The sequence below is a fragment of the Brevundimonas sp. Soil_N_31 genome, from assembly GCF_057655995.1.
The window spans coordinates 54608-80374 of sequence record NZ_JBDGLE010000009.1 but is presented as its reverse complement, the minus strand read 5'-3'; the positions used below and the strand labels follow the sequence as shown (position 1 = coordinate 80374).

The 25767-nt window shown below is 67.5% G+C and carries 27 protein-coding genes and 2 tRNA genes; 22 read left to right on the top strand and 7 right to left on the bottom strand.

Annotated features, from left to right (window positions below; all coding sequences use genetic code 11):
• Positions 1-43: 43 nt before the first annotated feature.
• A complete protein-coding gene (locus AC3A3G_RS14520; RefSeq protein WP_368924591.1) occupies positions 44-448 on the top strand; it encodes a DUF805 domain-containing protein in 405 nt (134 codons plus the stop codon).
• Here the strand turns inward: AC3A3G_RS14520 and lipB are convergent.
• The gene (gene lipB / locus AC3A3G_RS14515; RefSeq protein WP_487488519.1) at positions 424-1140 is read right to left on the bottom strand and encodes a lipoyl(octanoyl) transferase LipB; all 717 of its coding nucleotides are present in this window, start codon (positions 1138-1140) and stop codon (positions 424-426) included. The two genes, AC3A3G_RS14520 and lipB, sit on opposite strands and share 25 nt — an antisense overlap.
• Before the next feature lie 65 nt (positions 1141-1205).
• Here lipB and AC3A3G_RS14510 point away from each other — a divergent pair, with 65 nt between their 5' ends.
• The 8 genes from AC3A3G_RS14510 to AC3A3G_RS14475 all read left to right on the top strand — a co-directional run bounded on the left by AC3A3G_RS14510 (position 1206) and on the right by AC3A3G_RS14475 (position 7622).
• Positions 1206-1457 (top strand): FliM/FliN family flagellar motor switch protein, encoded by a 252-nt coding sequence (locus AC3A3G_RS14510; RefSeq protein WP_003164329.1) that lies wholly within the window; start codon positions 1206-1208, stop codon positions 1455-1457.
• A gap of 107 nt (positions 1458-1564) precedes the next feature.
• Positions 1565-1649: transfer RNA gene (locus AC3A3G_RS14505), tRNA-Leu, on the top strand.
• Positions 1650-1711: 62 nt separating this feature from the next.
• Positions 1712-3130 (top strand): magnesium transporter, encoded by a 1419-nt coding sequence (mgtE, locus tag AC3A3G_RS14500; RefSeq protein ID WP_200215769.1) that lies wholly within the window; start codon positions 1712-1714, stop codon positions 3128-3130.
• Between the two features lie 39 nt (positions 3131-3169).
• Entirely contained in the window at positions 3170-4042 is an 873-nt protein-coding gene (locus AC3A3G_RS14495; protein ID WP_487488518.1) for a lysozyme, read from the top strand.
• A gap of 44 nt (positions 4043-4086) precedes the next feature.
• Entirely contained in the window at positions 4087-5250 is a 1164-nt protein-coding gene (locus tag AC3A3G_RS14490; protein ID WP_125902088.1) for an isovaleryl-CoA dehydrogenase, read from the top strand.
• Position 5251: 1 nt separating this feature from the next.
• Positions 5252-6670: a hypothetical protein gene (locus AC3A3G_RS14485; protein WP_487488517.1), complete on the top strand. Its 1419-nt coding sequence runs from the start codon at positions 5252-5254 to the stop codon at positions 6668-6670.
• Between the two features lie 42 nt (positions 6671-6712).
• A complete protein-coding gene (locus AC3A3G_RS14480; protein WP_487488516.1) occupies positions 6713-6901 on the top strand; it encodes a DUF3008 family protein in 189 nt (62 codons plus the stop codon).
• A gap of 82 nt (positions 6902-6983) precedes the next feature.
• Positions 6984-7622, top strand: a complete 639-nt coding sequence (locus AC3A3G_RS14475) for an exopolysaccharide biosynthesis protein (protein WP_368924598.1) — start codon at positions 6984-6986, stop codon at positions 7620-7622.
• 2 nt (positions 7623-7624) lie between these two features.
• On the opposite strand, the gene flaF is transcribed toward AC3A3G_RS14475, so the two are convergent.
• Positions 7625-7987, bottom strand: coding sequence for a flagellar biosynthesis regulator FlaF (gene flaF / locus AC3A3G_RS14470; protein ID WP_368924599.1), 363 nt, complete (start codon positions 7985-7987; stop codon positions 7625-7627).
• On the bottom strand, positions 7947-8372 hold the full coding sequence (flbT, locus tag AC3A3G_RS14465) for a flagellar biosynthesis repressor FlbT (RefSeq protein WP_087141383.1): 426 nt from the start codon (positions 8370-8372) through the stop codon (positions 7947-7949). Before flbT ends, flaF begins: the two co-directional genes overlap by 41 nt.
• A gap of 167 nt (positions 8373-8539) precedes the next feature.
• Between flbT and AC3A3G_RS14460 the strand changes: the two genes are divergently transcribed.
• The 11 genes from AC3A3G_RS14460 (at position 8540) to AC3A3G_RS14410 (ending at position 19487) form a co-directional block, all read left to right on the top strand.
• Positions 8540-8962 (top strand): hypothetical protein, encoded by a 423-nt coding sequence (locus AC3A3G_RS14460; RefSeq protein WP_341023903.1) that lies wholly within the window; start codon positions 8540-8542, stop codon positions 8960-8962.
• A gap of 8 nt (positions 8963-8970) precedes the next feature.
• Positions 8971-9177 carry a hypothetical protein gene (locus AC3A3G_RS14455; protein WP_164918008.1) on the top strand — a complete coding sequence of 69 codons (207 nt, stop codon included), beginning with the start codon at positions 8971-8973 and terminating at the stop codon, positions 9175-9177.
• A gap of 70 nt (positions 9178-9247) precedes the next feature.
• Entirely contained in the window at positions 9248-10111 is an 864-nt protein-coding gene (locus tag AC3A3G_RS14450; protein WP_487488515.1) for an AAA family ATPase, read from the top strand.
• Positions 10112-10215: 104 nt separating this feature from the next.
• The gene (locus tag AC3A3G_RS14445) at positions 10216-11097 is read left to right on the top strand and encodes a methyltransferase type 11 (RefSeq protein ID WP_487488514.1); all 882 of its coding nucleotides are present in this window, start codon (positions 10216-10218) and stop codon (positions 11095-11097) included.
• A 154-nt stretch (positions 11098-11251) separates the two neighbouring features.
• Positions 11252-11845: a YfbR-like 5'-deoxynucleotidase gene (locus tag AC3A3G_RS14440; RefSeq protein WP_125902101.1), complete on the top strand. Its 594-nt coding sequence runs from the start codon at positions 11252-11254 to the stop codon at positions 11843-11845.
• 7 nt (positions 11846-11852) lie between these two features.
• Positions 11853-12806: an NUDIX hydrolase gene (locus AC3A3G_RS14435; RefSeq protein ID WP_487488513.1), complete on the top strand. Its 954-nt coding sequence runs from the start codon at positions 11853-11855 to the stop codon at positions 12804-12806.
• Positions 12807-12903: 97 nt separating this feature from the next.
• Positions 12904-12993, top strand: a tRNA-Ser gene (locus tag AC3A3G_RS14430).
• A gap of 329 nt (positions 12994-13322) precedes the next feature.
• Positions 13323-15893 carry an ABC transporter substrate-binding protein gene (locus tag AC3A3G_RS14425; protein ID WP_487488512.1) on the top strand — a complete coding sequence of 857 codons (2571 nt, stop codon included), beginning with the start codon at positions 13323-13325 and terminating at the stop codon, positions 15891-15893.
• Entirely contained in the window at positions 15890-16747 is an 858-nt protein-coding gene (locus AC3A3G_RS14420; RefSeq protein WP_487488511.1) for an ABC transporter permease, read from the top strand. Before AC3A3G_RS14425 ends, AC3A3G_RS14420 begins: the two co-directional genes overlap by 4 nt.
• Positions 16748-16749: 2 nt before the next feature.
• Positions 16750-18366, top strand: a complete 1617-nt coding sequence (locus AC3A3G_RS14415) for an ABC transporter ATP-binding protein (RefSeq protein WP_487488510.1) — start codon at positions 16750-16752, stop codon at positions 18364-18366.
• A complete protein-coding gene (locus tag AC3A3G_RS14410; protein ID WP_412875962.1) occupies positions 18363-19487 on the top strand; it encodes a P1 family peptidase in 1125 nt (374 codons plus the stop codon). The genes AC3A3G_RS14415 and AC3A3G_RS14410 overlap by 4 nt, the downstream gene beginning before the upstream one ends.
• A 201-nt stretch (positions 19488-19688) precedes the next feature.
• On the opposite strand, the gene AC3A3G_RS14405 is transcribed toward AC3A3G_RS14410, so the two are convergent.
• Positions 19689-20105 carry a low affinity iron permease family protein gene (locus AC3A3G_RS14405; RefSeq protein WP_487488509.1) on the bottom strand — a complete coding sequence of 139 codons (417 nt, stop codon included), beginning with the start codon at positions 20103-20105 and terminating at the stop codon, positions 19689-19691.
• Between the two features lie 51 nt (positions 20106-20156).
• Positions 20157-22439 (bottom strand): S9 family peptidase, encoded by a 2283-nt coding sequence (locus AC3A3G_RS14400; RefSeq protein WP_487488549.1) that lies wholly within the window; start codon positions 22437-22439, stop codon positions 20157-20159.
• A 263-nt stretch (positions 22440-22702) separates the two neighbouring features.
• Here AC3A3G_RS14400 and AC3A3G_RS14395 point away from each other — a divergent pair, with 263 nt between their 5' ends.
• Together AC3A3G_RS14395 and AC3A3G_RS14390 are read left to right on the top strand one after the other, a co-directional pair.
• Entirely contained in the window at positions 22703-23518 is an 816-nt protein-coding gene (locus AC3A3G_RS14395; RefSeq protein ID WP_368924607.1) for a ferredoxin--NADP reductase, read from the top strand.
• 4 nt (positions 23519-23522) lie between these two features.
• Entirely contained in the window at positions 23523-23855 is a 333-nt protein-coding gene (locus AC3A3G_RS14390; RefSeq protein ID WP_368924608.1) for a chorismate mutase, read from the top strand.
• 7 nt (positions 23856-23862) lie between these two features.
• On the opposite strand, the gene AC3A3G_RS14385 is transcribed toward AC3A3G_RS14390, so the two are convergent.
• Positions 23863-24216 carry an Hpt domain-containing protein gene (locus tag AC3A3G_RS14385; RefSeq protein WP_487488508.1) on the bottom strand — a complete coding sequence of 118 codons (354 nt, stop codon included), beginning with the start codon at positions 24214-24216 and terminating at the stop codon, positions 23863-23865.
• Positions 24216-25631: an amino acid permease gene (locus AC3A3G_RS14380; protein WP_200165760.1), complete on the bottom strand. Its 1416-nt coding sequence runs from the start codon at positions 25629-25631 to the stop codon at positions 24216-24218. Before AC3A3G_RS14380 ends, AC3A3G_RS14385 begins: the two co-directional genes overlap by 1 nt.
• Between the last annotated feature and the right edge of the window lie 136 nt (positions 25632-25767).

Genomic DNA, 25767 nt, shown 5'->3' with positions numbered 1-25767 from the left:
AAATCCGCAGGCGCAAAAGGCGCTGAATGCCGCGTGATTCCGAATGACCGCCCTGGCCGATCTTTTTTTGAACTCCACGGGACGTATCGGCCGGGTCCGTTTTTTCCTGAGCGCAGCGTGTCTGATCTGCGTCTGGATTGCGGCGGATATCCTGGCGCCGACGCCAGGCTGGCTTCACGCCCTGATCGCCGCCGCCCTGCTCTACAGCGGCTTCTGCGTCCTGTCCCAACGCCTGCATGACCGGGGCCGTTCAGGGTGGTGGAGCGGACTGATCCTGCTGGCCTTCGCCCTGGCGTGGCCGCAACCGCTGACGCTTCTGGATTGGGTCGCGGCGGCCGCGCTCGTGCTCGTCGCCTTCGACCTCGTGGTCCTGCCGGGTCAGAAGGCGTTCAACCGCTACGGAGCCGCCCCCGGCGCCCGCCGTCAGAGCGGCGCGACGCCCGCCTGAACCGGCCCGAACACCCACTGGAAGGACGACTTCAACGCATCGTCCGCCTCGTCCATCGTCGCCAGCACGCCCAGATCGACCAGGCTGGTCACGCCATGTTCGGTGATGCCGCACGGCACGATGCCGCCGAAATGGTCCAGATCCGGCTCCACGTTCAGGCTGATGCCGTGGAAGCTGACCCATTTGCGGACCTTGACGCCGATGGCGGCGATCTTGTCCTCGCGACTCCAGCCCGCGCCCTTGCGCTCGACCCAGACGCCGACGCGGCCCTCGCGCATCCCCGCCTCGACGCCGAAGCGGTCCAGGGCGCCGATGATCCAGTCCTCCAGCCCATGCACGAAGCCGCGCACATCTTTGCCGCGCCGGTTCAGGTCCAGCATCACATAGGCCACGCGCTGGCCCGGCCCGTGATAGGTGAACTGCCCGCCCCGCCCCGTCCGATGCACCGGAAAGCGATCAGGCGACAGCAGGTCGTCGTCCTTGGCCGAGACGCCTGCGGTATAGAGCGGCGGATGCTCCAGCAGCCAGATCAGCTCCTCGGCCTGTCCGGCCGCGATGGCGGCGACGCGCGCCTCCATGGCGGCCTCGGCGGCGGCATAGTCGACATAGCCGGACGACAGCGCCCATTCGACAGGACGGCCGTCTTCGCGAAACAGGCGGCGTTGGGAAGAGTTTAACGGGTCGGCAAGCATGATGCCCTCAATGTGGGGCCGAACGCGGCGGCGCAAGGGCCGCCCGTTGATTTGCGAGTACCGTCTTGAGCCAGATCGAAGCCGTCGATGTCGAGATTTCGGTCGTGCTGGGCCGTTCGGTCCTGCCGATGCAGCAACTGCTGCGCATGGGCCGCGGCGCGGTGATCCCGCTGGACGCCTCGGAAAAGGACGAGGTCTGGATCCTGGCCAACAACCATCCGGTCGCGCGCGGCGAGATCGAGATTCGCGACGACCGCATCGCCATCACGGTGACGCGCCCGGCCGATGTCTATGACTTCATGGCTGGGGCCGCCTGAGCCATCCCTCGCCTGTCAGGAGAAGGAATTGCGCCTGTCTCCGCTATTTCCGCAAAACGCTCTTTTCTTTCCGTCAGCTCTCCGCTATTGCCCGCCCTCCGATGCGAGCGGTCGTGGCGGAATTGGTAGACGCGCAGCGTTGAGGTCGCTGTGGGGCAACCCGTGGAAGTTCGAGTCTTCTCGACCGCACCATCTGATCTGACAGGGCGAATCTCGGCTAGATAGGCTGAAATCATCTCAGAGGAGGCAGATACGTGACCCACACGGACCTTGCCCCTCTGCGCCCCGAAGACCCCCATCTCGAAGACGATGATCACGCCGCTCTCGGCGAAGACTACGCCCTGACGGCGGCCTTCGTCGAAAAGGTCGTGGACGCCGCGGACGACGGCGACGGCATGCGTCTGCGCGGCTTGCTGGAAGACCTGCACCCCGCCGACGTCGCCGATCTGATGGGCTTCCTGACCGCCGAGCACCGCTCGGTCGTGGTCCAGTGGCTGCCGCCCGAACTGCTGGCGGAATCCCTGCCCGAGATGGACGACGGCATCCGCGAGAAGGTGCTGGAGCGCGTCCCCTCCGCCACCCTGGCCGAAGCCCTGCAGGAGCTGGATTCGGACGACGCCGCCTCGGTCGTCGAAGACTTGGAGGACGACCAGCGCGAGCGCGTGCTGGCCGCCATGCCCGAGGTCGAGCGCGCCGCCATCGAATCCTCGCTGGGCTATGCGGAGGATTCGGCCGGCCGTCTGATGCAGCGCGAGTTCATGGCCGCGCCGCAGTTCTGGAACGTCGGCGACACCATCGACCACGTCCGCGCCCAGGGCGACGACCTGCCCGAGCTGTTCTTCGACATCTATGTGGTCGATCCGATGAATCGGCCGATCGGCGGCGTCGCCATCAGCCGCATGCTGCGCAGCCCGCGCGCTACGCCCCTGATCGAGCTGATGGAGCCGGTCAACGCCATCGAGGTGGACGTCGACCAGGAAGAAGTCGCCTACATCTTTGAGAAATACCACCTGATCTCCGCCCCCGTGGTCGACACGGGCGGGCGGCTGGTCGGCCAGCTGACCGTCGATGACGTCGTCAACATCATTCAGGAAGAGAACCGCGAGGACATCCTGCGCCTGGCCGGCGTCGCCGACGAGGACCGCTCGTCCAGCGTGTTCGAAATCGTGCGCGGCCGCGTGCCGTGGCTGGGCATCAACCTGTTCACCGCCATGCTGGGCGCCAGCGTCATCGCCCTGTTCGAAGGCACCATCCAGCAGATCGTGGCCCTGGCCGTGCTGATGCCCATCGTCTCGGCCATCGGCGGCAACGCCGGCACCCAGGCGCTGACCGTCACCGTGCGCGCCCTGGCGACGCGCGAGCTGAACGCCTCCAACGCCCTCAGAACCTTCTGGCGCGAGATGGCCGTCGGCCTGGCCAACGGCTTCGTCCTGGCGCCGCTGATCGGTCTGGCGGCGGGCTTCTGGTTCCAGGACTGGCGCATCGGCGCCGTCATCGCGGCGGCCATGATCCTGAACCTGCTGGTCGCGGCCAGCGTCGGCGTGCTGACCCCGCTGACCCTGTCGAAGCTGAAGTTCGACCCGGCCGTGTCCTCGGCCGTGTTCGTGACGGCGACGACCGACTTCTTCGGCTTCCTGATCTTCCTCGGCCTGGCGACCATCGTCCTGCTGTAAATCTGACCTGAAACGGCCCCGCCGATTTCGGAACGAGGCTTGCTCCGCCCCAGCCAGGGCGAGAACGCCCGTTTCGAATTGGGTCAATCCGTGTCCGCAGCCGCGCCGCAACGCCGCAAGGTCTCTCGAGAAGGCCTTCTGCTGATCAAGAGCTTCGAGGGCTTCCGCCCGCGCACCGTGCTGCGCCGCGACGGCACGCCCGTCATCGGCTACGGCCACGCCCGTTCGGCCCGCCCCGGAGCCGTGGTCAGCGAGGCCGAGGCCGAACTGCTGCTGCAATACGACCTGATGCCGATCGTCGCCCTGCTGAACGAGCGCGTGCGCCTGCCGCTGAACCAGCATCAGTTCGACGCCCTGGCCAGCTTCATCTTCTCCATCGGTCTTGAGCGATTCCAGGGCTCGGACGTCCAGGCCAAGCTGGACGCCAACGCGCCGACCGAGGCCGCCGTCGCCCTGTCCGCCTGGCCCGAGCGCGCCTCGCCGCCGGTCGACGCCCTGTATCGCCGTCGCTCGGCCGAGCGCGCCCTGTTCGACACCGCGCCGGACCTGCCAGCCCCGCTGGACGCCCTGCTGACCGCGCCCGTGCGCGGCCCAGGCGCCGCAGAGCCGCCCGTCGACGCCCCCCCGCCAAGCGTGCCCGTCATGCGTCATGAGAAACGCGCCGCGCCGACAGCGGGCGATTCAGCCCTGGGCGACCGAGGCGCGGTCCTCTTCATTGGCGGGATCGGCGCCCTGGCCTTCCTGGCGGGAATCGCCGCCTTCGGGCGCGCGCTGAGCGCCCCTGCCTCGGGCGACGCCACAGTGCTGATAGGCGCAGGTCTCGCTACGGCCGGCCTAGTCTTCATCGGCGTGGCGGCCTGGAGTTTCCTGCGCGGCAAGAACATGCCCGCAGAGCAGAAACAGTCGCACTGACAGCAGTCTTTGCGAAGCTCGCGCGCGATGCTACGCCTTGCGGCATGAGCATTCCCTTCGCGCCCCAATCCATGGAATTCGGCCTCGGCGAGACCGCTGACGCCATCCGCGACACCACCGCCCGCTGGGCCGCCGAACGGCTGGCCCCCCGCGCCGCCGAAATCGACGAGAAAAACGCGTTCGCCCGCGACCTGTGGCCCGAGATGGGCGAGCTGGGCCTGCACGGCATCACCGTCGAGGAAGAGTTCGGCGGCCTCGGCCTCGGCTATCTCGAACACGTCGTGGCGATGGAGGAAGTCTCCCGCGCCTCGGCCTCGATCGGCCTGAGCTACGGCGCTCACTCCAACCTGTGCGTCAACCAGATCCGCCGCTGGGGCACGCCCGAGCAGAAGACGAAATACCTGCCCAAGCTGATCTCGGGCGAGCACGTTGGCTCCCTGGCCATGTCCGAGGCCGGCTCGGGTTCGGACGTCATGTCCATGCGCACCCGTGCCGAGAAGAAGGGCGACCGCTACGTCCTGAACGGCACCAAGTTCTGGATCACCAACGCCCCCTCGGCCGACACCCTGGTCGTCTACGCCCGCACGGGCGAGGGCAACGGCGGCGTCACCGCCTTCCTGATCGAAAAGGGCATGAAGGGCTTCAGCGTCTCCAAGAAGCTGGACAAGATGGGCATGCGCGGCTCGGACACGGCCGAGCTGGTGTTCGAGGATTGCGAAGTCCCCGAAGAGAACATCATGGGCGGCGAAGGCCGCGGCGCCGCCGTGCTTATGAGCGGCCTGGACTATGAGCGCGCAGTCCTGTCGGCCGGTCCGCTGGGCATCATGCAGGCCGCCCTGGACGTGGTCCTGCCCTACGTCCGCGACCGCAAGCAGTTCGGCAAGGCCATCGGCAGCTTCCAGCTGATGCAGGCCAAGGTGGCCGACATGTACGTCGCCCTGAACAGCGCCCGCGCCTATGTCTATGCCGTGGCCCGCGCCTGCGACCAGGGCAAGACCACCCGCTACGACGCGGCGGGCGCCATCCTGCTGGCCTCCGAGAACGCGGTGAAGGTCTCGCTGGAGGCCGTCCAGGCCCTAGGCGGCGCCGGCTACACCAAGGAATGGCCGGTCGAGCGCCTGGTCCGCGACGCCAAGCTCTACGACATCGGCGCCGGCACCAACGAAATCCGCCGCTTCCTGATCGGCCGCGAACTGCTGGGAAGCTGATGTGATCGGACGGGGGGCTTTGCTGGGTGGCCTGGGCGCGCTTTTCGCCTCCGCCGCCTGGGCTCAAGCCCCCGCCCCTCTTCTCGATCAGGCCGCCTTGACGGCGCAGGCTGAGCGCGTCGAACGCCACGCAGACGCGCTCAGCCGCCTGTGGCCCGGATACTGGCCGCAAACCCAACCCTTCATCCTCTATGCGCCGAACGTCGGCGCCGTCTTCGGCGGCGATCGTCTGCCCGACACGCCCCGCTTCAGGCCTGGCCGGCTAGAGGGCGCTGAATTCCACTTCGTCCTGGATTATCCGTCCGGCCGCCCGGACACTGTCCTGCTGCGCCCCGACGGCCCCGACGACGACCTGTCGACCCTGTTCCACGAACAGTTCCACGACTACCAGAACACGGCCTTCCGCTGGATGTCGGGCGACGGGCATCAGGAATTCGTCGATCTGAATGCGATTTCCGACCTGGCCGGATTCATCGCCGCCCTGGATCTGGAGCGCCTCGTACTGCAAGCCGCCTTGCTGGAGCCCGACGCGACCGCCCGGCGACGTCTGGCGCGAACCTATCTGGCGCTCAGGTCAGCACGAAGCGCCGAGCTTCCCTCCGAAATCCTGGCGGTGCAGCAGCAAAGAGAGTGGTCAGAAGGCACGGCCGAGTTCATCGGCCTGCAGGCCGGCAACCTGATCGCCGATCGCCCCGACGAGGCCCTGCCCCGCGCCATCGCCAGGAATCTCGGCGTTCCGGGCGATGACGACATGAGCCTGGTTTCCGAGCTGTTCCGCTGGCGCGCCTATCCCGTCGGCGCTGCCCTGACCTGGCTGCTTGCTGACCTCGACGCGGACCAGTGGCGAACGCATATCAGCCGAGGCGTCCCTCTGGACGTTCTTCTGCGCCAGACGATCGGCGAAGGTTCGCACGAGGATGTCTCGGCCGCCGCCGCGCGCTTCGACCTTCCCGCGCTCAAGGCTCAGGCCGCCGAGCGACTGAACCAGGCGCCCAAAGGCGTCACGAGCCGCGAAGCCTTCCTGGACCAGGCTCCACATTGGCTGGTTCTCGAACTGAAAGCGCCCGGCGTTCGCGGCAAGGACGTCCAGTTGTCTTTTTCAGCGGGAGCGATGACCCCGCTGGCCGACGGCGGCATCGCCCTGCCCCACGGCACGGTGGTCATGGAGGCTCCGGGTTTCGCGCTGAAGAGTGAAGGAGCCCCGGCCCTGATTGATGTCCCTACAGGCGTGGCTGCGGAAGGCATGACCATCCACACCGTCACGCTGCCTGTTTCATTGGCCGAACTGCGCGAGTTTTGCGCCGGCGAAACGATCCTTCTCAACAACCAGGACTTGTCGCTGCACATCACCGCGCCGGGCGAAATCCATCAGCAAGCCGGCCAGACCCGGATCAGCCTGACCCTGCCCCAGGAACCTTAAAGCGAGCGGAAGGTTGCCCTTCATTCGAAGGAGATCGTCGTCATGCCCGCCAAATCCGCCGCCCAGCAGAAAGCCGCCGGAGCCGCCCTGTCGGCCAAGCGCGGCGATACGCCAAAATCCAAGCTCAAAGGCGCGTCGAAATCCATGATGGAATCGATGACCGAAAGACAGCTGGAAGAGTTCGCCCACACCCGGCGCAAGGGCAAACCCGAGCACGTTGCAAAACAATAGACGTTCCACCACGCCTCAGGGATGGCGCACGGTTCGCAGCGCCCCTAACTTTGACGGACCTTCGCTCCCTGAGTCTCGCCTGATGACGCCTGTTTCCACGCCGCCGCCCGATGAAGGGCGGACCTTCTCCGACGTGCTGGAGCGCCTGGGTCAGGGCCAGGCCGACAAATTGTCTCTCCGCGAAATGGTCGAAGCCTTTGGTGAGCGCGGTTTCGGCGCCGTCATCCTGATGCTGGCGCTGATGGCGCTGGTGCCCTGGCCGCCTGGAGGCAAGGCCGTGTTTTCCGTGCCCATCATCCTAATCGCCGCCGAGTTGGCGCTGCAACGCGAGAAGGTCTGGCTGCCTCGCTGGCTGTTGAATCTGTCGGTCAACCGCAACTCCTATCGATCCGCCGCCGACAAGATTCTGCCGCGCCTGCGCCGGGTCGAACGGTTGACTCGCCCGCGTTGGCCCGCCTTGACGGGCGAAGCGGCCGATGTGGTCATCGGCCTGATCTGCATTCTGTTGGCGCTGATGATGGCCCTGCCGGTGCCGTTCGGCGACGCGCTGCCCGGCCTGACCCTGGCCCTGTTCGGCCTGGGAATCATCCAGCGCGACGGCGCCTTCATCCTGGCCGGCTTCTTCGGCACGGCCGTCTGCGGGATCTATCTGACCCTGGTGTGGACCACGGTGGTCGCCGTCGTCGCCGGCATCGCCGAATGGGCGACGAACCTCTTCTAGGTTCAGCCCGCGTCGGTCTGGCCGCTGAGGCCCTGCATGATCATGCGGTTGATGTCGATCAGGGTCGAGAAGTCGTCCTCGCCGCGCATGACCTCGGAGGTGTTGCGGTTGACGAACAGGCTCAGGGAAATGAACTGAGCCCGCATCGCCTGGGACATGGCGTTGTCGGGGTCCGAGCAGGCGGTCGCCAGCGTCGACCACAGGCGGCGGTTCCAGTCCAGGGCGTCCATCCGCCCGGCGACATCCGACTTGTCCAGGGTCGAGGCGTGCATCAGGGCGCGCGTCACCTGGCCAAACAGCCGGTATTCCATTTCACGCGGTGATTCAGCCCGCGTCGCCGCCGTCTTGTACGCCTGAAGCGACATTGCCGAGCCTTTGGTCTTCGTAATCAACGATTTTGCGAGCGCCCATCAGGGCCTTGTAATACTGGCGCGCCAGCACGTGCTTGGAGCAGGCGACGCATTCCGTCAGGATGTCAGGGTTGCGCACCGCCCCCATGAACTCCGTCAGGCGAAGGGCGAATTCATCATAGAATTTCGGTGCTTCCGACTCATCCAGGTACATCATCATGACGGGGAAATAGATGCGGCGCGCGGGCGTGGTCACGTCCTCGGGCTGCATGATGTCCTTCTCGCGCAGAACGCTGGCCTTGTTCTGCAGGACCAGCACGCCGCGACGGTCGCCGTTCTGCACGACGGCCCCGTTCAGCACGAATTTCTCGCCGGGCTTCAGCGACAGTTTCAGAGGCAAGGGAAGGTCTCCGTGGCGCCGCCCTCACCGTGACGGCCGGCCGCTGAAGAACTGTAAAGCGACGTGGTTAACCATCCCTTCACTTCAGGCGCTTCCCAGCGTCACGATCGCGCAGACGGGAACGCCCCGCCCAGCAGAGCCGTTGACCTTTCGGAAGGGAGACGACGATGGCAGGACCGGAATTCGAGGCCGACGGCCAGGACCAGGCCGAGGTCTACGACGAGACCCATCTGGACGATGAAGGCGACGGCGATCTGTCGTTCGACGAAGCCGACGACGTGCTGGACGTCACCCAGTTGGACGGGGACGCCGACGCCGAACCCTTTGACGAGGACGACGCCGATCTGGACGCCGACCTGGCGCTGGACGGCATAGAGGCCGAGGCCGACGCCCTGCTGGGCGTTAACGGCGTGCGGCTGAACGAGACGGACGGCGACGGCGCCACGGCCTCGGGCGCGAACGAGATCGAGCTGGTCTACGCCGGCTTGATGCGCAACCAGCGCGGCGCTCAGGCCAGCGCCGCCCACTGGGAAGCCAAGCGTCTGTCCGACGACGACATCGAGGATCTGGGCTACGGCCCTGAGCAATGAGGGATTCCATGACCGAACATCATCCGACCAAGGCCCAGGAAGACGCCGACCCGAACACCCCCCCGGCCAAGCGCGCGCCTCACGAACACGGCAAGCCCGACCAGTTGAAGGACAAGGAAAAGGAAGCCGAGAACCGCCAGGAAGCCCTGATCGACGAAGGCGTCGAAGAGACCTTCCCCGCCAGCGACCCGGTATCGGCCAAGCGCATCACCTGACGCTGCCGCCTGTTCACGCGCATCTCTTTAAGCTACCTGCTCCTTTCCCCCGGAATGGAGCAGGTTTCGCATGAGCCGGTTCGAAGGCACGTCCAACTACATCGCCACAGACGACCTGAAGGTCGCTGTCAACGCCGCCGTGGCGCTGGAACGGCCGCTGCTGATCAAGGGCGAGCCGGGCACCGGCAAGACGGTTCTGGCCTATGAACTGGCCCGCGCGCTGAACGCGCCGCTGATCACCTGGCACGTCAAATCAACCACCAAGGCCCACAACGGCCTGTATGAATACGACGCCGTCAGCCGCCTGCGCGACAGCCAGCTGGGCGACGAACGAGTCCACGACGTCCGCAACTATCTGAAAAAGGGCAAGCTGTGGGAGGCCTTCACCGCACCCGCCCGCCCCGTGCTTCTGATCGACGAGATCGACAAGGCCGACATCGAGTTCCCCAACGACCTGCTGCAGGAACTCGACCGCATGGAGTTCTACGTTCAGGAAACGGACGAGACGATCCGCGCCGAGATCCGCCCGGTGGTCGTCATCACTTCGAACAATGAGAAGGAGTTGCCGGACGCCTTCCTGCGCCGCTGCTTCTTCCACTACATCCGCTTCCCCGACGCCGAGACCATGCAGGACATCGTCGAGGTCCACTTCCCCGGCATCAAGCCGCGCCTGGTCTCTGAGGCGCTGAAGACCTTTTATGAAATCCGCGACACGCCGGGTCTGAAGAAGAAGCCTTCGACGTCCGAACTGCTGGACTGGCTGAAGCTGCTGCTGGTCGACGACGTGTCGCCGGAAACTCTGCGCGAGAAGACGCCGGGCAAGCTGATCCCGCCGCTGCACGGCGCCCTGCTGAAGAACGAACAGGACGTGCATCTGTTCGAACGCCTGGCCTTCATGGCCCGCCGCGAAGGCGCCCGTCCTGGCGGTTGGTAGAGGCGGCTGATTTCAGCCGCTTTCCCGTCGTCTTTCGATTACCGCGATTTCACTGGTCCCGCTGCGCTTATGGCGCACAATCGGGGCCTGGAGTGGAGCCGACCATGCAACACATCACCTGGCCCGTTATCGCCCTGGCGCTGATGACCGCCGCCTGCGACAACGGCGGCGCGGTGCGCATCACCACCTCCACGACCTCGGATTCCTCGGGCGTGCTGAGGGTGGTCGACGCCCTGCAATGCCCCCAGACCCAGGGCGTGCTGACGCGCAAGGGCTCGGCCCGCGCCGACGGCTCCTGCGTCTACAGCGGGCCTCGCGGCTCTGAAGTCATCCTGCAACTGGTCCAGTTGGACGGCCGTTCGGCGCAGAACGCCCTGAAGCCCTTCGAAACCCGCCTGACCGCCGACCTGCCCGAGGCCATGGCCCAGGTCGAAGCCGAGAACGCCCGCGCCGAAGCTGACGCCGCCAGGGCGGAGGCCGACGTCGCCAGGGCCGAGGCGGACGCGGCTCGCGCCGAGGCCGACGCCTCTCGTGCAGCGGCCGACGCCGCTTCCGGCGACTCCGCCCACGTCAGCGCGCCCGGCGTGCGCGTCGACGCCCAGGGCGACAAGGCCACGGTCCGCCTGCCGGGCATGCGCATCGACGCCGACGGCGACCGCGCCAACATTCGCATCGGCGGCCTGACCATTCGCGCCGACGACAAGTCGAGCCGCGTCGACGTCTCGTCCGGAGACGACGCCGTGAAAATCGAAGCGACCGACGGCGCCGCCCGCATTCGCACCAGCGCCGCCGGCGAGTCCGTCCGTTCGACCTTCCTGATGACGGCGGACGAACCTTCGGCCAGCGGCTGGCGCACTGTGGGGTATGAGGCGCGCGGCCCGGTCGGCGGCCCCATCGTCGTCGCCACCGTCCGCAGCAAGGACCGCGACCCGGACCGCCTGTTCGACGCGGCCAAGGCGTTGGTGACGCTGAACGTCGGCGATTAACCCCCATCTATCGCAACGGCCGCCCTTGATCGCGCGTTCGGTCTGAGTCACCAGCCTGAGCATGCGCAGCATTAAGACCTTGGCCGAAGAAATCGAAGACGCCGGCCCCGCGCCCCGAGTCCGCAAACCCAAGCCGCCTCGCGCCTGGCAACGCATGTTGTCCGGCCGTCGCCTGGACCTGCTGGACCCCTCGCCGTTCGACATCGAGATCGAGGACATCGCCCACGGCCTGGCCCGCGTCGCCCGCTGGAACGGCCAGACGATCGGCGAGCACGCCTTCTCGGTCGCCCAGCACTCGCTGGTGGTCGAAGAGATCGCCGCCCACATCCGGCCGGGGCTGGAACCGAAATGGCGCCTGGCCGCCCTGCTGCACGACGCCTCGGAATACGTCATCGGCGACATGATCTCGCCGTTCAAATCGGCGCTGGGCGCCGGCTACAAGGACTTCGAGGCCCGGCTTGAGGCCGCCATCCACGTCCGTTTCCAACTGCCGCCTAAGACGCCGCAGACGATCAAGTCCCTGATCAAGAAGGCCGACAAGGCCTGCGCCTTCTATGAAGCGACCCAGTTGGCCGGCTTCACCCGCCGCGAGTCGCTGCAGATCTTCGGCGCCCCGCCGCCCGGCTATGATCTGATCATCGAGCCGCAGCCTGCGGCCATCGCCCAGCAGCGCTATCTGGACCGCTATCGCGTTTTGGCCGAAGCTGTCGGCATCCTGCCCGGCGCCGACGCCTGGCACACGGAATAGGACGCGCATGACGCAGGGGGGCGAACAGGGCGTGCGAATCGGCCTGTCGGCCGTGGTCATCGCCCTGCGCGACCGTCAGGCCGTGGTGCTGACCACCCATGCGGCGGACGGAGCGTCCGCCCTGCCTTTCGGTCCTTTCGATCCGGCTCGAGATCGCACGTTCGAGTTGGCTCTGCGCGCCTTCGTCACCGAACAGACCGGCTTTCCCCTCGGCTTCGTCGAGCAGCTCTACACCTTCGGCGACGCCGGCCGCGCCTCGCCCCGCGCCACGCCGGGGCCGGAACGCGCGCGCGAAGTTTCAGTCGGCTATCTGGCGCTGACCGCCGAGGCGCCCGACGCCCCCGGCTTCGCCTCGGGCCGGGACGCCGCCTGGACGCCCGTCTTCGACATCTTTCCCTGGGAGGACTGGCGCCAGGGCCGCCCCGCCGTGCTCGCCAGCCTGTGTTCGGACCTGGCCGAGTGGGCGGGCGACGATCTGGCGCGACTCGGCCGCGCCGAGTCCCTGTTCGCCCTATCGCCCGACGCGCGCTGGAACGAGGAGCGCGTGCTGGAACGCTATGAACTGCTCTACGAAGCGGGCCTTGTCGCAGAATCCGCCCGCGATCACGACCGGCCGATCCCCGCTCCCCTGGGCGACCTGTCCATGACCTCCGACCACCGCCGTATCGTCGCCACCGGGCTGGGCCGGTTGCGCTCGAAGCTCAAGTACCGCCCGGTCCTGTTCGACCTGACGCCCCAGACCTTCACCCTGTCCGCCCTGCAGAACGCGGCCGAGGCGGTGGCGGGCCTGTCGCTGCACAAGCAGAACTTCCGCCGCGGCGTTGAGCGCACCGGCCTGGTCCAGCCCACGGGCGTCTTCGCCAGCGACACAGGCGGCCGTCCGGCCGAACTTTTCCGCTACATCGGCCCCGAACCGTCCGGCGGCGCCCCCTCTGGCTTGGCCCTTCCCGGACAGCGTTGAAGCGCCAGTCGATTTTCTTCGACATACGGCTTGCAGCCCGGGACGGCTTTCATTACAGAAGCCGCTCGCTCAGCCCCATTAGGGACTACCGACCCGCGGAGAGGTGGCAGAGTGGTTGAATGTACCGCACTCGAAATGCGGCGTACGTGGAAGCGTACCGGGGGTTCGAATCCCCCCCTCTCCGCCATTAACTTCCGACATTTTCCTCTCACCCGGAGTGCTCGTCGCCCACGGCTCCGGCGCTACGGTCTGCAGGCGCCGCATGCTCGCCGTCTGGTCGCCGAGCTATCGCGTTCTTTCATCCGCTACGCAGGCGGAGCTCCCTTGTCATCCGCAGCCCGCGCGGCGCCCGCCGCATTTTCTCTTCTCGTGCTACCGTCGATCCAGCCCTCTGCCGCGCAAACAAGACTTTGCGTGATATCGAGGGTGCGGCACGCCCTGACGCCGTGGCCGATTTGAGCGATGCTGCAGGACGGGAGGCGTGACCGCGTGACTTCGGGCATGAGAAGACAGGTTTTGCGACGCATCCGGCGCGCGCTGGCCTCCTTCGCGCTGATGCTGAGCCTGACCACGGCCCTGCCCGGCGCCACCGAAGCGCAAGCACCGGCCCAGCCCGCACGCGACCGCCTGATGCTGGGTCTGCCGCTCGAGCCGCCGAACCTCGATCCGACCTCGGGCGCGGCGGCGGCGGTGGATGAAGTCGTCTATGCCAACGTCTTCGAGGGCCTGACCCGCCTGACCCAAAACGGCGCGGTCGCCCCCTCCCTGGCCGAGTCGTGGGAAGTCGCGCCTGACGGCCTGATCTGGACCTTCCACCTCCGACGCGGCGTGACCTTCTCCGACGGCTCGCCGTTCGACGCCGCCGTCGCCAAATTCTCTCTCGACCGCATCACCGCCGAAGGCTCCACGAACGCCCAGAAGGCCCTGTTCGCGCCGATCCGCGAGGTTGAGGTCATCGATCCGGCGATCCTGCGCATCCACCTGTCCCGCCCGATGGCGACCCTGCCCTACCTTCTGGCCTGGGGCGACGCGGTCATGGTCTCGCCCAAGACCGCCGCGACCAACGCCGTCACCCCCGTCGGCACCGGGCCGTTCAAGTTGCAGAATTGGCAGCGCGGCAGCCAGCTGACCCTGGTGCGTCGCGACGGCTACTGGGGAACGCCGCCGCGCCTGAACACCGTCGTCTTCCGCTTCATCAGCGACCCGACCGCCGCCTTCGCCGCCGTCAGCGCAGGCGATGTGGACGCCTTCCCCAACTATCCCGCCCCCGAGAACGTGGCCCAGTTCCAACGCGACCCGCGCTTCCGCGTCATCGTCGGCGCGTCCGAAGGCAAGGTCATTCTGGGGATCAACAACACCAGGGCGCCGTTCAACGACGTGCGGGTGCGCCGCGCCCTGTCCTACGCCATCGACCGCGAAGCCCTGATCCAGGGGGCCATGTTCGGCTTCGGCCAGCCGATCGGCAGCCACTATTCGCGTCAGGCGCCGGGCTATGTCGACCTGACCGGCCTGTCTCCCCACGACCCGGCCAAAGCGCGCGCCCTGCTGGCCGAGGCGGGCTATCCGAACGGCATCGACGTGACCTTGCGCCTGCCGCCCCGCCCCTACGCCCGGCGCAGCGGCGAGGTGCTGATCTCGCAGCTGGCTCAGGCGGGCGTCCGCGCCAAGATCGAGAACCTCGAATGGGCCCAGTGGCTGGATCAGGTGTTCAAGCGCCGCCAGTTCGACCTGACCATCGTCGAACACGTCGAGCCGATGGACTACGACATCTACGGCCGCAAGGACTACTATTTCGGCTACGACAGCCCCGCCTTCGACGCCTTGCTGGCCCAGGTCAACGCCGCCCCGGACGAACCGACGCGCCTGCGGCTGCTGGGCGACCTGCAACGCCGCATCGCAGACGACGCGGTCAACGGCTTCCTGTTCCAGTCCTCGCGCATCGGCGTGTGGAAGGCGGACGTGAACGGCCTGTGGATCAACGGCCCCATCGCCGCCAATGACGTCACCGGCGCCTACTGGACCGGCGCGGGCGCGGCGACGACCGCCAGCACTGAGCGCACCGGCGGCGGCCCGCCCTGGGGCTGGATCAGCCTGATCGCGGGCGTCGGCCTGCTGGCCTTCGTCGCCTGGCGCTTCGGCGCGGCCTGGCTGCTGAAAAAGCTGGGGGGCCACGCCCTGACGTTGGCGGCGGCGACCGTGGTCATATTCCTGCTGCTGCAGGTCGTGCCGGGCGATCCGGCCAGCTACATGATGGGGCTGAACGCCAGCCCGGAGGCCATCGCCGCCCTGCGCCAGCAGATGGGCCTGGAGGGCTCCAGCGTCGAACGTTACTTCGCCTGGCTAGGCGACCTGCTGACCGGAAAGTTCGGGACCAGCTACACCTATCAGGTGCCGGTCGGCGGCCTGATCGCGGAACGTCTGGCCGTCTCCGCGCCCCTGGCCCTGATGGCCACCGTCCTGTCGCTGCTGGTCGCCCTGCCCATCGGCGTCACCGCCGCCAGTCGCAGGGGAACCGCCGTCGACACCGGCCTGATCGGCGTCACCCAGGTCGGCGTCGCCCTGCCCAACTTCTGGATCGCCATGCTGCTGATCCTGCTGTTCTCGGTGAACCTGGGCTGGTTCTCGGCCGGCGGCTTCCCCGGCTGGAGCCAAGGCTTCTGGCCCGGCTTCAAGGCCCTGATCCTGCCCGCCGTGGCGCTGGCCGCGCCTCAGGCCGCCATCCTCGCCCGCGTGCTGAGAACCGCCCTCCTCGACACCATGAACGAGGACTATGTCCGCACCGCCCGCGCCAAAGGCCTGTCGGTCAATCAGGCCCTGTGGCGTCATGCCCTGCGCAACGCCTGGATTCCGGTTCTGACCATCCTCGGCCTTCAGTTCCCTTTCCTGCTGGCGGGCGGCATCATCATCGAGAACGTCTTCTCCCTGCCCGGCCTCGGCCGACTGGTCTTCCAGGCCATCACCCAGCGCGACCTGATCGTGGTGCAGAGCGTGGTGGTGGTTCTGGTCTTCGCCGTGGTCCTGGTCAGCTTCCTGATCGACCTCGCTTACCTGTTCGCTGATCCGCGCCTGAGGGGACGCCGCGCATGACCGACGCCCCCGCCATTACCGCCTCCGCCAAGCCCCGCGTGCGCTGGCCGCTGTCGCTGATCGTCGGCGCAACCCTGACCGCCGTCGTACTGGCGACCGCCCTGCTGGCCCTCGTCTGGACGCCCTATGACGTCGAGGCGGTCGACATCGCCGCCAAGCTGACCGCCCCCTCCGCCGCCCACCCGTTCGGCACGGACCACTTCGGCCGCGACGTCCTGTCGATGATCATGGCGGGCGCGCAGAACTCCCTCATCGTCGCCTTCGTCGCCGTCGGCATAGGCGTCGGTGTCGGCACGCCCCTGGGCCTGACCGCGGCGGCGCGCGGCGGCTGGATCGACGAAGTGGTCATGCGCGGCAACGACCTGATCTTCGCCTTCCCCGCCCTGCTGCTGGCCGTGATGATCACCGCCGTCATGGGACCGGGCGCGATCAACGCCGTCATCGCCATCGGCGTCTTCAACATCCCCGTCTTCACCCGCGTCGCACGCGGCGCGGCGCAGGGCCTTTGGACCCGCGAATACGTCCTGGCCGCCCGCACGGCGGGCAAGTCCAAGGCCCTGATCTCGATCCAGCACATCCTGCCCAATCTGATGAGCCTGCTGGTCGTGCAGGCCGCGATTCAGCTCGCCGTCGGCATCGTCGCCGAGGCGGGCCTGTCGTATGTCGGTCTCGGCGCCCAGCCGCCTGCGCCCAGCTGGGGCCGGATGCTGGCCGAGGCCCAAACCATGATCGGCTTCGCGCCGTGGCTGGCCGTCATGCCCGGCCTCGCCATCTTCTTGACCGTCCTGGGGTTCAGCCTCGCCGGCGACGGCCTGCGCGACCTGTTCGACCCGCGCGTGCGGCGGGAGCGTTGAGCATGAACGTCCTCGACGTCCGCGACCTCAGCCTGTCGATCGGTTCGACGCCGATCCTCAAGAACGTCAGCCTGTCCGTCGCCCCCGGCGAGATCCTCGGCCTGGTCGGCGAAAGCGGCTCGGGCAAGTCCATGACCGCCCTGGCCGTGCTGGGCCTGACCCCGCCGCGCGCGACGATGTCCGGCGACATTCGTTTGAACGGCAAGATCATCTCCGGCGTCTCGGACGCCGTGATGCAGCAGGTGCGCGGCCGCGACGTGGGCGTCATCTTTCAGGAGCCGATGACGGCCCTGAACCCTGTCATGACCATCGGCGATCAGGTCGCCGAGACGGTGCGCGTGCACAGCCAGGCCTCGCGCAAGGCGGCGTTGGCCGTCGCTCGCGCCGTACTGGACCGCGTCGGGTTGCCCGCCGAGCGATTCCCGCTGAGCCGCTATCCGCATGAACTGTCAGGCGGCCAGAGACAACGCGTCGCCATCGCCATCGCCATCGCCCTGACTCCCAGGCTGCTGATCGCGGACGAGGCCACGGCCTCGCTGGACGTTACCGCCCAGGCTCAGGTGCTGAACCTGTTGAAACGACTGGCGCGCGAGGACGGCATGGGCCTGATCCTCATCACCCATGACCTGGCCGTCGCAGCCGAAACCGCCGACCGTCTGGCGGTGATGAAGGCCGGCGAACTGGTCGAGCAGGCGCCGATCGAACGTCTTCGAACCGGCATGACGCATCCCTATTCGCGCCGCCTTCTCGCCGACGCCGCCTATGTCCCCGCGCGCCACGGTCGCCCCCAGGCCGAGGCAGCCCCCGTGCTTCAGGTCGAGGGCCTGGTCCGCGAATACCCCGGCGCCCGCCCCCTCTTCGGCAGAGCCAAGCCCTTCCGCGCCGTCGATCAGGTCAGCCTGTCGATCCAACCGGGGGAAAGCGTCGGCCTGGTCGGTGAAAGCGGTAGCGGCAAGTCCACCCTGTTGCGCGCCATCCTCGCGTTGGAAGCGCCGCAGGCGGGCCGCGTCCAGGTCAAGGGCCGCAATATCACCGCAGCCAGAGGCGCCGCCCTGAAAGCCATCCGTCGCGACATCCAGGTGGTGTTCCAGGATCCCTATGGCGGTTTCGACCCGCGCTGGAAGGTCAGCGATCTGGTCGCCGAAAGCTTCCACCTGCTGGACGCGCGCCCCAGCCCGCTTGAGGCCCGTCGCCGCGTTGATGAAATGCTGGAGCGCGTAGGGCTGAACAGCAACGCCGCCGACCGCTACCCGCATGAGTTCTCAGGCGGCCAGCGCCAGCGCATCGCCATCGCCCGCGCCCTGATCACGGAGCCGTCGGTCATCTGCCTGGACGAGCCCGTGTCGGCGCTCGACGTCTCGGTGCGGGCCCAGGTGCTGGATCTGCTGGCCGAACTGTCGGAGCGCCTCGGTCTGTCCTATCTGTTTGTGACGCATGACCTGGCCGTGGCGCGGACGGTGACGGATCGGCTGCTGGTCATGCAGGCCGGCAAGATCGTCGAACAGGGCCTCACCGCCTCCGTCTTCGCCGCCCCGTCGCACCCCTATACGCAGAAACTTCTGGCGGCGACGCCGGATCTGGTCCGCAATAGCGCCCTGGATAAGGAAACCTTCGGATGAACCGCAGAACCGTCCTCGGCTCCGCCCTGATCGGCGCCGCCGCTTCCGCGACCGGAACCGCCGCAAGCGCCAAGCCTGCGGCTCAGAACGCCGCCCGCGCGTCCGGCCGCACCGGCCCGCTGAACCTGATCACCGACGTCGAGGGCATCAAGGTCGGTCAGGCCCATGACGCGGGCGTCCGTACCGGCGTCACCGTCATCCTCGCCGAAAAGCCCGCCACGGCCGCCGTGGACGTGCGCGGCGGCGGCCCCGCCGGACGCGAGACCGACGTGCTGCGCCCCGAAAACCTAGTGCAGGAGGTGGACGCCGTCATCCTGTCGGGCGGGTCGGTCTACGGCCTGGGCTCGGCCGACAGCGTCGCCGCCTGGATGGGCATGCGCGGGCGCGGCTACGGCATGGGCGGGGCGCCGGGCGTGCCCCCCTCGCCCATCATCCCGACCGCCTGCCTCTATGATCTGGCCAACGGCGGGAACAAGCAGTGGGAGATGGAGCCGCCCTATCGCCGCCTGTCGGTTCAGGCGCTGGAGGCCGCCGGCGACCGCTTCGACCTGGGCACGGCGGGCGCGGGCTACGGCGCCCAGGCGGGCGCACTGAAGGGCGGCGTCGGCTCGGCCTCGGCCGTCATGGTCTCGGGCTGGACGATCGGCGCCATCGTCGCGGTCAACAGCGTGGGCTCGGTCGTGGCGCCCGGGGGCAAGAGCTTCTGGGCCGCTCCCTATGAGATCGGCGACGAGTTCGGCGGCCTCGGCTCGTCCGGACTGCACGCCTCGGCTGAAGACTGGGGGGCGGCGAAATTTCGGCCTCAGCCGCGCGAGAACACCACCATCGCCTGCATCGCCACCGACGTGGCCCTTACCCGCGTGGAGCTTCAGCGCGTGGCCATCATGGCGCAGGACGGCATGGCCCGCGCCATCCGCCCCGCCCACGCGCCGTTCGACGGCGACACCCTGTTCAGCCTGTCTACTGGCAAGAAGGTCATCGAAGACCCCGCCGCCCGTCAGGTCGCCGTAGCGCAACTGGGCAACGTCGCCGCCGACGTCCTGGCCCGCGCCGTGGCGCGCGGCGTCTATCACGCGACCAACTATGAAGGCGTGACCGGCAAGACCTGGCGCGAGATGTAAACGGCGATCCGCCCCTGATTCAGGCGCCCAGCCCGCGCATCAGGTCGCTCCAATCCCGGGAAAAGACGGGAGTTGCGCGCGGTTCGCCTGAATCTGCGCGCCGCGTCCCGCCGATGCGTCACCCTGCCTTCTCGGTTCAGGCCGCGGAGGGGTTTCAGACGATTCAGACGAATTGGACTCTGTTTTTTCGAGTCCGAACCTTCAGCCTTCCTCGACCCGCGACGCCGGGCGCTTCCTGACCGCCCGCGCGGGCTGGCCGGCGTGGATGTCGCGGCCGCGCCGCTCGACCTCCTGCAGGATGACCGCCAGTTCCTTGTCGGTCAGGTGCTCGATGCCGATGAAGCCCGCGTCGGCCCGCTGCACCGCATAGATCAGCTCGTCCATCTTGGCGTGCATGGCGGCGGCGTCGCGGTTCTGGGTGTTCTGGATCAGGAACACCATCAGGAAGGTGACGATGGTCGTGCCGGTGTTGATCACCAGCTGCCAGGTCTCGTTGAACTTGAACACCGGCCCCGTCACGGCCCAGATCAGCACCACCGCCAGGCAGACGATGAAGGTCCACGGCCGCCCCGCCAGCTTGGCCGTCGCGTTCGCCAGATGATTGAACAGCTTTTCCATTCCGGCGGAACGGCGGCCGCAGGGCCGGGTTCCGCCGGATCAGAGTTCGCCTCAGTCCGCCTTATGCGGCGCCCGCGTGCCGATCGTGCGATCCAGGAAGTCCAGATAGGTCCGCCACTGATGCAGCTGACGATCATTGCCGCGAATGCCGTGGCGCTGGCCCGGATAGAGCATGGTCTCGAAGGGGATGCTCTTTTCCTGAAGGGCGTTCAGAACCCGCGTGGTGTTCTCGAAGATGACGTTGTCGTCGGCCATGCCGTGCATCAGCAGCAGACGCCCCGTCAGATTGTCGAGCCGGTTCACCACGTCCGAGGCGGCGTAGCCGTCCACATTGGCCTGCGGCGTCGACATGTACCGCTCGGTATAGGCGGTGTCGTACAGGCCCCACTCCGTCGGCGGCGCGCCCGCCAGGGCGGCGGCCAGCCCCATCTTCGGCTCGGTCAGGGCCATCAGGCTCATGAACCCGCCATAGGACCAGCCCATCATAGCGATGCGGCTGTCGTCGACGTAAGGCAGCGAGCGCAGATAGTCCGCCCCGATGACCTGATCCGCAATCTCCGGCTGACCCATCTTCAGATAGAGGGCCTGTTTGAAGGCCGCCGAACGGTCGCCTTCGCCCCGGTTGTCCAGGCGGAAGACGATATAGCCAGCCTCGGTCAGCAACTGGGTCTTGGCCGGCTGCCAGGCGTTCTTCACCCCGCCGCCCGACGGCCCGCCATAGACTTCCATCACCACTGGATAGGTCTTCGACGGATCAAAGCCCGGCGGCGTCGTCATCTGCCACATCAGCGTCTCGCCGTGGCTCTGAAGGGTTCCGAAGGTCGGCTTCTGCTGGCGCTCGGCATAGGGCCAGAAGGGATGGCCGGGCTGAAGCTGGTTCTCCTCGATCCAGCGCACGCGCTGTCCGTCGATCGAGTACAGCGCCGACTGCGCCGGGGTGTTCACGTCGCTGTAGTTGCCGACATAGGCCGTGCCGGTGTTGTTGACCGACGCGCTCCACCAGCCGCCGCGCGGGGTGACTTCCGTGGGGCTCAACGTCCGCTTGTAGCTGGCGCGGAACAGTTGCTGCTCGATCGGGTATTCCCTGCCGTCGCGCATGGAGGCGGTGAAGAAGACCTCGCCCGTCTCCTGATTGACGCCGTCCAGCGCCTTGACCGGGTAGTCGCCGCGCGTGATCGGCCGCAGGCGACGGCCGTCCTTGTTATGGAGATACAGGTGACGCCACCCGCTCTCCTCGCTGGACCAGATGAAGTTGCCGTCCTTCAGCGCCTTGAAATCATGAGTGACGTTGACCCAGGCGTTCGAGGTCTGGCTGGCGATCACCCGGCTGGCGCCCGTGGCCGGATCGACGCTGAGCAGGTCCAGCCGCTTCTGATCGCGCGACAGGCGTTGGACATAAGCGACCGAACCGTCCGCCGCCCAGTTCACCCGGCCCAGATAGATGTCGTTGTCGGCGCCCAGATCGACATTGACCCGCTGACCGCTCTGCACGTCCTGCACATAAAGCTCGACCACCGCGTTGGGCCGTCCGGCGCGGGGGTAGCGCTGCGAGATGACCGAGGCCCCGCCGCCCGTGATGTCCAGGCGCGGAATGACGTCGACCGTGCTCTCGTCCGTGCGTTGCAGGGCGATGTAGCGTTCGTTCGGGCTCCACCAATAGCCGGTGTCGCGGTCCAGCTCTTCCTGGGCGATGAACTCGGCCGTGGCCCAGGTGATCAGATCCTTGCCGTCCGTGGTGATGGCCTGTTCGGCGCCCGTCTCCAGATTGACCAGGAACAGGTTCTGATCGCGCACGAAGCTGACGAAGCCCCCCTTGGGCGACACCTTGGCGTCGATCTCATCGGCCGCCGTCTCGGTCAGACGCCGCACCGAGCCGTCGGCGCGGTTGGCCAGAAAGACGTCGCCTTCCAGCGGCGCCAGGATGTAGCGGCCCTGTTCGTCCCACGAATATTCAACCACGCCGCGCTGGGAAATCCGCATCCGCTCGCGCCGCGCCTTCTCGGCCTCGGACAGTTCGCCGGCATCGGGGACCAGGGCGCGGGCGTCGATCAGCTTGAACGGCTCGCCCCCCTTCACCGGCGCGGCCCACAGGTCCAGCACGTCCACGTCATCCTCGCGCGAGCGCAGGAAGGCGACCAACTCGCCGTCGGGCGACAGGCTGACCCCCTTGGCCACCGGCCCGGCCAGGGACGGATTGGCGAACACCCGCTCGACCGTCAGGATCGAGGACGCGGGCGCCGTGGCGGCGGGCGGAGCCGCTGGCTGCGGCGAGGATTGGGCGAAGGCCGAGGTCGCAGCCATCAGGATCGTCGAGGCGAGAAGAAAAGTGCGCATGCCGGTGAAGCTAGAGACGGAATCTTCCGTCGTCATCCCTTCTTTCTCCCTTCTCCCCTTGTGGGAGAAGGTGGCCCGCGTAGAGGGCCGGATGAGGGGGCGCAGTGACGGTTGAAGATCGAAGCGACCGCCCGGCCTCATCGCTGATCAGGTCGCGCCAGCCCCCCTCATCCGTCAGGCTCCGCCTGCCACCTTCTCCCGCAAGGGGAGAAGGATCGCCGCACCACCTTTCGCAACCGCCCGCGACGGCCTAGGTAGTCGCCATGTCTGACGCCTCCCTCTCCGCGCCGCCCGTCAAGGCCAGTCCGTTTCATGAGTTGGAAGTCCTGTGGGTCCGCCACTGGAACGACCAGTTGTTCAGCTTCGGCGTCAAACGGCCCGAGGACTTCCGCTTCCGCTCGGGCGAGTTCGTCATGATCGGCCTGCCTGGCCTGGACGGGGCCAAACCCATCCTGCGCGCCTATTCCATCGCGTCGCCCTTCTGGGCCGAGGAGCTGGAGTTCTTCTCCATCAAGGTCGAGGACGGCCCCCTGACCTCGCGCCTGCAGAAGATCGTCGCGGGCGACAGCGTCCTGATGGGCAAGAAGCCCACCGGCACCCTGGTGCTGGACGCCCTGACCGGCGGCGAACGCCTGTGGCTGATCGGCACGGGCACGGGCCTGGCGCCCTGGCTGTCGGTGGCGCGCGACCCCGAGACCTATTCGCGCTTCAAGCAGGTCATCGTCTGCCACACGGTGCGCAACGTCGCCGACCTGGCCTACCGCGACTTCTTCAGCCACGAGATCCACGACGATCCCCTGATCGGCGACGAGGCGAAGGCCCAGCTGACCTATTATCCGACCGTGACGCGCGAGCGCTTCGAGACGCCGGGCCGCATCACCGACCGCATCAAGTCGGGCGACGTCTTCGCCGACCTGCAACTCCCCATCGGCTTTTCGCCCAACAGCGACCGCGTCATGCTGTGCGGCTCGATGGCCATGATCAAGGAGACCGGCGAACTGCTGGAATCCTACGGCCTGAAAGAAGGCTCGAACGCCGAACCCGGCGACTATGTTCTGGAGCGCGCCTTTGTCGGCTGACCTGATGACCTCTCCCGCCGCTGTCGCCATCGACGCGCGCAAAGCGCCTGAAGACTGCGCCACCATGCTCGACGTGCGTCAGGGCGTGGATGCCCTTGACCGCGCTCTTGTGACTCTGCTGGCCGAGCGCCAGCGCTACATGGACGCCGCCGCGCGCATCAAGCCGAACCGCGACGCCGTCTTCGATCAGGCCCGTATCGACGACGTGGTGGCCAAGGTGCTGAAGGCGGCCGCGCCCGCCGGCCTGTCGCCCGACATCGCCGAGCCGGTCTGGCGCCTGCTGATCGACCGCTGCATCGCCCACGAGTTCGGAACCTGGGACAAGACGCGGGTCTGACGACCTTTCAGCCCTTCAGGCTCTTCAACGCCAGTTCATGGCGATAGGCCGCCACATCGGCCAGGGCCGCGTCCAGCGCCGTCTTCACCCGCTCCAGCCCGGCGGCCGCGGCGGCCTGTTCTCCGAACTCCACCTCTTCGCAGACCTGGGCCAGGGCCTTCGCCCCGATGCCCGCCCCGGCGCCGCGGATGGTGTGAACGGCGTCGCGCCAGCCCTCGCTGGAGGCGTCCAGCATGGCCGACCACATGCGGGCCTGTTCTGCGAACAGGCCCAGCACTTCTTCCGTCACATCATCCATGCCCGCCGTCATGGCTTCGAGGACGGTGAAATCCACCGCCCCCGACAGGTCGCGTCTCGCCATCAGGCCTCGGCCTCTTCGCCCTTGGCCAGGCGCGAGTTGCGCGACGACCACAGCAGGTAGAGAGCCAGGCCGAACAGGTTCCACAGCAGGAAGTAGAGCTGCGTCGAGCTCTTCAGGCTGAAGAAGAAGACGATGCAGCCGATGATGGCGATGCCGCCGACCAGCCACCACAGCGGCGCCTTGAACTTGCGCTCGCGGTTCGGCTCGCGCACGCGCAGCACGATCAGGCTGACGCCCACGGCCATGAAGGCCATCAGGGTGCCGGCGTTGGCCAGCGAGGCCAGTTCGTCCAGACGCATGATGCCGGCCAGGAAGGCCACGACAATGGCGGTGAAGATCGTCACCACGGCCGGAACGCCGCGCTTGGATATCTTGGCTAGGCGGTTGGGCAGCAGGCCGTCGCGCGACATGCCCAGGAAGATGCGGCTCTGGCCGAACAGGAAGGCCAACAGCACGGTCGGCAGGGCGATCACGGCGGCGGCGGCGATCCATTGGGCGGCGACGCCCTGGCCCAGGCCGCGCATGATGTGCGCCAGCGGCTCGGGACTGTCGGCGAAGCTGGCGACCGGGGCGGCGCCGATCGCAGCGGCCGCGACGGCGATATAGAGCACGGTGCAGACCACCATCGAGCCGACGATGCCGATGGCCAAGTCACGCTCGGGCTTCTTGGTCTCTTCCGCCGCCGTGGCGATGGCGTCGAAGCCGTAGAAGGCGAAGAAGATGATGGCGGCCGCGGCCATAACCCCTGTCTGCACGAAGGGCGCGCCGAAGCCGTGCGGCATGAAGGGGGTGAAGTTGGCCGTATCGAAGTGCGGCATGGCGATGGCCACGAACACCACCAGGGCGGCGATCTTCACGAACACCAGCACGGCGTTCAGCGTGGCGCTTTCCTTCGTGCCCAGCAGCAGCAGGCCGGTCACGATGGCGATGATGAAGATGGCCGGCAGGTTGATCAGCCCGCCCTCGACGTGCGGTCCCACGGTCAGGGCGAACGGCAGGTCGATGCCCAGCCCCGCCAGGAAGGGCACGGCGTAGCCGGACCAGCCGACGGCCACCGTCGACACCACCAGCGAATATTCCAGGATCAGGCTCCACCCCACGACCCAGGCGAAGATCTCGCCCAGCGCGGCGTAGGAATAGGTATAGGCGCTGCCCGAAGCGGGCATGATCGTCGAAAGTTCGGCATAGGCCAGCGCCGCACAGGCGCACACCAGACCGGCCAGGGCGAAGCTGATCAGCACCGCCGGACCCGCCAGACCCGCCCCGACGCCGATCAGCGTCAGGATGCCGGTGCCGACGATGGCGCCGACGCCCAGCGCCATAAGATGCGGCCACCCCAGGGTTTTCTTGAGCCCCGGCCCCGAATGCGGGGCCAGCATCGCGTCGATCGAGCGCCGACGGTTCCAGAACGCCATAATCTTTACTCCCCCTCGCCGCGTCTTCTCGGCGGCTGATTCAAGGCGCGACCTTAGCGCGCGATACAATCGCGATAAAAGACGCATTTGGCGCTTGCACCCGACACCGGTCCTGAGTAATAGGAGCGCCCTTCGC

What these genes read in the sequence shown, in the direction of transcription:
- AC3A3G_RS14380 (WP_200165760.1), bottom strand. Translation starts at nt 25,631, where the DNA reads ATGGCGTTCTGGAACCGTCGGCGCTCGATCGACGCGATGCTGGCCCCG.
- AC3A3G_RS14455 (WP_164918008.1), top strand. Translation starts at nt 8,971, where the DNA reads ATGACCGAACATCATCCGACCAAGGCCCAGGAAGACGCCGACCCGAAC.
- AC3A3G_RS14415 (WP_487488510.1), top strand. Translation starts at nt 16,750, where the DNA reads ATGAACGTCCTCGACGTCCGCGACCTCAGCCTGTCGATCGGTTCGACG.
- AC3A3G_RS14520 (WP_368924591.1), top strand. Translation starts at nt 44, where the DNA reads ATGACCGCCCTGGCCGATCTTTTTTTGAACTCCACGGGACGTATCGGC.
- AC3A3G_RS14435 (WP_487488513.1), top strand. Translation starts at nt 11,853, where the DNA reads ATGACGCAGGGGGGCGAACAGGGCGTGCGAATCGGCCTGTCGGCCGTG.
- AC3A3G_RS14395 (WP_368924607.1), top strand. Translation starts at nt 22,703, where the DNA reads ATGTCTGACGCCTCCCTCTCCGCGCCGCCCGTCAAGGCCAGTCCGTTT.
- AC3A3G_RS14405 (WP_487488509.1), bottom strand. Translation starts at nt 20,105, where the DNA reads ATGGAAAAGCTGTTCAATCATCTGGCGAACGCGACGGCCAAGCTGGCG.
- AC3A3G_RS14475 (WP_368924598.1), top strand. Translation starts at nt 6,984, where the DNA reads ATGACGCCTGTTTCCACGCCGCCGCCCGATGAAGGGCGGACCTTCTCC.
- AC3A3G_RS14450 (WP_487488515.1), top strand. Translation starts at nt 9,248, where the DNA reads ATGAGCCGGTTCGAAGGCACGTCCAACTACATCGCCACAGACGACCTG.
- flaF (WP_368924599.1), bottom strand. Translation starts at nt 7,987, where the DNA reads ATGTCGCTTCAGGCGTACAAGACGGCGGCGACGCGGGCTGAATCACCG.
- AC3A3G_RS14390 (WP_368924608.1), top strand. Translation starts at nt 23,523, where the DNA reads ATGACCTCTCCCGCCGCTGTCGCCATCGACGCGCGCAAAGCGCCTGAA.
- AC3A3G_RS14490 (WP_125902088.1), top strand. Translation starts at nt 4,087, where the DNA reads ATGAGCATTCCCTTCGCGCCCCAATCCATGGAATTCGGCCTCGGCGAG.
- AC3A3G_RS14480 (WP_487488516.1), top strand. Translation starts at nt 6,713, where the DNA reads ATGCCCGCCAAATCCGCCGCCCAGCAGAAAGCCGCCGGAGCCGCCCTG.
- AC3A3G_RS14385 (WP_487488508.1), bottom strand. Translation starts at nt 24,216, where the DNA reads ATGGCGAGACGCGACCTGTCGGGGGCGGTGGATTTCACCGTCCTCGAA.
- AC3A3G_RS14420 (WP_487488511.1), top strand. Translation starts at nt 15,890, where the DNA reads ATGACCGACGCCCCCGCCATTACCGCCTCCGCCAAGCCCCGCGTGCGC.
- AC3A3G_RS14445 (WP_487488514.1), top strand. Translation starts at nt 10,216, where the DNA reads ATGCAACACATCACCTGGCCCGTTATCGCCCTGGCGCTGATGACCGCC.
- AC3A3G_RS14440 (WP_125902101.1), top strand. Translation starts at nt 11,252, where the DNA reads ATGTTGTCCGGCCGTCGCCTGGACCTGCTGGACCCCTCGCCGTTCGAC.
- lipB (WP_487488519.1), bottom strand. Translation starts at nt 1,140, where the DNA reads ATGCTTGCCGACCCGTTAAACTCTTCCCAACGCCGCCTGTTTCGCGAA.
- AC3A3G_RS14400 (WP_487488549.1), bottom strand. Translation starts at nt 22,439, where the DNA reads ATGCGCACTTTTCTTCTCGCCTCGACGATCCTGATGGCTGCGACCTCG.
- AC3A3G_RS14410 (WP_412875962.1), top strand. Translation starts at nt 18,363, where the DNA reads ATGAACCGCAGAACCGTCCTCGGCTCCGCCCTGATCGGCGCCGCCGCT.
- AC3A3G_RS14460 (WP_341023903.1), top strand. Translation starts at nt 8,540, where the DNA reads ATGGCAGGACCGGAATTCGAGGCCGACGGCCAGGACCAGGCCGAGGTC.